Source organism: Moorena sp. SIO4A5, from assembly GCF_010672005.1.
GTDB lineage: Bacteria > Cyanobacteriota > Cyanobacteriia > Cyanobacteriales > Coleofasciculaceae > Moorena.
In genome coordinates this window covers 1-3,305 of the sequence record NZ_JAAHHZ010000542.1, presented here as the reverse complement: position 1 = coordinate 3,305, position 3,305 = coordinate 1, and the positions used below count along the sequence as shown (strand labels likewise).

Annotated in this window: 4 protein-coding genes; 3 read left to right on the top strand and 1 reads right to left on the bottom strand. The window is 44.0% G+C overall.

Annotated elements, in window-relative coordinates; translation table 11 throughout:
• The 3 genes from F6K57_RS40670 to F6K57_RS40660 all read left to right on the top strand — a co-directional run.
• The coding region (locus F6K57_RS40670; RefSeq protein ID WP_364306196.1) for a DUF3598 family protein at nt 1-239 on the top strand (239 nt) is incomplete at its 5' end.
• A 66-nt stretch (nt 240-305) separates the two neighbouring features.
• The gene (locus tag F6K57_RS40665; protein ID WP_293074629.1) at nt 306-836 is read left to right on the top strand and encodes a DUF3598 family protein; all 531 of its coding nucleotides are present in this window, start codon (nt 306-308) and stop codon (nt 834-836) included.
• A 135-nt stretch (nt 837-971) separates the two neighbouring features.
• Nucleotides 972-2,330: a Rieske 2Fe-2S domain-containing protein gene (locus F6K57_RS40660; RefSeq protein WP_293054809.1), complete on the top strand. Its 1,359-nt coding sequence runs from the start codon at nt 972-974 to the stop codon at nt 2,328-2,330.
• A gap of 90 nt (nt 2,331-2,420) precedes the next feature.
• On the opposite strand, the gene F6K57_RS40655 is transcribed toward F6K57_RS40660, so the two are convergent.
• Nucleotides 2,421-2,591 (bottom strand): hypothetical protein, encoded by a 171-nt coding sequence (locus F6K57_RS40655; protein ID WP_293054810.1) that lies wholly within the window; start codon nt 2,589-2,591, stop codon nt 2,421-2,423.
• Nucleotides 2,592-3,305: the final 714 nt, after the last annotated feature.

Below are 3,305 nucleotides of genomic sequence, written 5' to 3'. Positions count from 1 at the left end.
ATCAGATTCAGGACAACCAGTCAACTGACCAGTCAGACGAAAAATTATTCCGACAATGGTATCGCTTTATTGAGGATCATGGATTCACCTGGAAAGGAATTCTTTCTCGATATAAGGGTAACGGAAGTCTTGATCAAGTCCTTGATTCCACAAGAAGATTTACTCCTCTGGCAGATGCATCTCAACTTGAGCATTATCTATGTTTTATTAACCAAGACGACCCCTCTAAAATCCAATAAAATACGTGGATTATTGAGAAATGCGGTCCAGGTATCTCTCACCCCATCGATCTGAGTTCAACCACGATGTTTTCATCTAAATCCTCTGGTGTAATGAGCAAACCTCTTAGGAAAAACGAGGTGAACTTGACCGAGATTTACCTGTTCCAAGGCAACCGTCGTATCAGCGTGGTAATTGGCTATTTCCCGGATAGCTCCAAGGAGTCAGGAAATCGATGTGTACTCTCCAGGATTTCCTTGTTCCGCGAAGTTAAACTTGAGGTTGTCCCATTTCCCTGGTCTAATCAGACACCAGAGGTAAGTAATCGGGATTATCCGAGCATTAAGGCAATAGACACCCTGGTATTACGATCAGGCACCTTTGATGAAATGCCCCTGCCAGATTACCCTGTCCATTGGCCGAAGGACGGTCGATTAATATTTGATTTTCCCGACGGGATTTCCATAAACGTGCCAGAAACCCTTGAGCCTGGTAACGATAGCACTCTGATCGTTAGTTGGAAATACAGCACCGATAGAATCAAGAGAGGGATTGCTAACTTCACGGATGATACCCGCGCAGCTGATTTGATTACCCAGGAATGCGTGATTCTCTAACAATAGGGTGGGCAATGTCTAGCAACTCTTAGTACTAGGATTGACAGTGAAGGTTTAGTATTGCTGGCCTCAGTGCCGAAAAAGCTCCAGATTCGCCATCTTTGATGGTCAGTTGTTTCATAGAGGAAGTTATCGATGAGAGTTGATACCAAAAAACCAGAAGCAGTAAAAAAAACTGCCACCGCTCCAATAACTGAAACACAGCAAGAGTTCAACTGGCAGCAGTGCTGGTATCCTGTCACCTTTGTCCAAGACCTGCCCACAGACCGTCCTTACAGCTTCTCCCTGTATGACGAGCCTTTGGTATTGTTCAGAAACCAAGATGGTAAGCTAGCCTGTTTAACAAACCGCTGCCCTCACCGCGCCGCTAAACTCTCGGACGGACAAATCATTGATGGTAAAATCGAGTGCTTATATCACGGCTGGCAATTTGGTCAAGATGGTCAATGTTTGCACATTCCCCAGTTACCAGAAGATGCCAAGATTCCAGCCAAAGCCTGTGTGCAATCCTTTACGGTTGTGGAACGGCAAGGTATTGTCTGGGTATGGATGGGGAAACCTGAAGCTGCTGATCTCGAGGGCATCCCAACTGTAGCGGATTTGGAAAATCCTACAGTTGCCAGCTCAGACTATATGATAGACCTCCCCTACGACCAAAGCTATTTTATAGAAAATGCCCTCGATCCCTCTCACCTCTTCATTAGCCACGAGGGCACCCTCAGTAGTCGAAAATACGCTCAACCCTTAGAAATGGAAGTCCTGGAAAGTTCTACTCTTGGGATTCGAGGCAGGTACCGAAAAACCAGGCAAAAGAATAGCCCATGGGTAAACCTTGATTTCGTTGCTCCCAATTTAGTGACCTACAGAAGCTCAAGAGAGGAAAAATCAGTTCGTATCGGTGGATCAGCACTTTATTCCCTTCCTCTAGGTCAGGGCAAATGCCGTATTATTATTAGGAATTATAATAATTATTCTACCTGGAAACTGAAGCTACAGCCTCGTTGGATGGAACACTGGTACCGAGACAAATTCTTAGAAGAAGATTTACCACTTGTGGTGGGACAGCAGGCAGAAGTGGAACGGTTGGGAACAAGCCTAAACTCTCTGTATTTGCCACTCAAAACATCAGATCTGTTGTTGATTGAGTATCGCAAGTGGCTCGATAAGTTCGGAACATCTTTACCTTTTTATCAAGGCTATTCTACCAGGAAGCTACCCCAGAAAAAACTGGAAGATAATCAGCAACCACCTCCCCTAGACCGATTAAGGCGACATACTCAAATCTGTGGTTCCTGCAATCGAGCCTATCAGGTAACCAACCGGTTAAAAACGACTTTTGTGGCAGTAGCGATCGCATTGGCGGCTTTGGCAATAGTGACGGATGGTTCTGGCACTGAACTAGTTGCTATTTTAGGGTCTGGCTCAGCCATTGTTATTGCAACAGTTGCCCATCAAGTTAAAACCCATTTCGAGCGTTCTTACACTCGTCATTAACCCTAATTTGACCTCAAGGTCATGTAAGCATTCAGGCATCAGCTAAAGGCCTACGGTCACGCTACTTGAGGTGCCGTCAGCTTATTTTATTCAAAAGCTGTTCGGTGTAGCTTGCGCTATGGCCATAAACTGTTGCCGTAGCGTGGCCACAGGCTTTTGGCTGATAGCTGATAGCACCTCAAGTAGCCTGTGCCACGCTACGGGAAAAGCTTTTGAATAAGCGATGCAGCGCCGACCTGCGGGGGTTTCCCCCGGAGACAAAACCTTAGATAGGGTCGCCTTTATAGTTAGCAGGTTATGCAGAAAAGGGTTAAAGATTTTTTAAAAAGGCTCCACTATCTTACTGTAAATTCAAACCACTCGCGTTTTGCATCAAGACAACAGGTAACCATTCATTTATTATTAGTTAAGTCTGCTGACCGCACCTCAAGTAGCGTGAGCTAAAAGCTCACCGCTGACGGCTGAATGCTTACCTAACAGCTACCAAAAAGATTACCGAAAGATGACCGTACCCACCAATAATCCCAAGGAATTTAGACAATTTGAACAAAATGTCTCGCTAACCCCACCTATAATCTTCGATTTAGGTGGGGTTAGCGAGACCAACCAAAAACACTACCTTTTCTTATTCTTTTGGCAATTCTAGATTAATCATATTTGTGTTAATAAGTAGTCGGACATAAATAAACGGTACTGTCTCAAAAACTGTAAAATGCTTATAACCTTTACCCCAAAAGGTTTTACCTATATTTACAAAACTTTATACAGCACCCAAAACTTTTGTCCGACTACTTATAATTTAATAGCCTATAGAGTGGGCTGTGACTAGACCATGGGTAAAAAAAGCAAAAGAAAAACTAAAAAATCTCAACCTCAACCTCTGATTCGTACAGATGTGTGGCGTTTAGTTACTACTCCCGAACAGAAAGAGATGATGTTGATGACGGTAACCTGCTACCGTAAATATCTTTTACC

Bases quoted from the DNA above. Each gene is read 5' to 3' on its own strand.
- F6K57_RS40660 (WP_293054809.1), top strand. From the start codon at position 972: ATGAGAGTTGATACCAAAAAACCAGAAGCAGTAAAAAAAACTGCCACC.
- F6K57_RS40665 (WP_293074629.1), top strand. From the start codon at position 306: ATGTTTTCATCTAAATCCTCTGGTGTAATGAGCAAACCTCTTAGGAAA.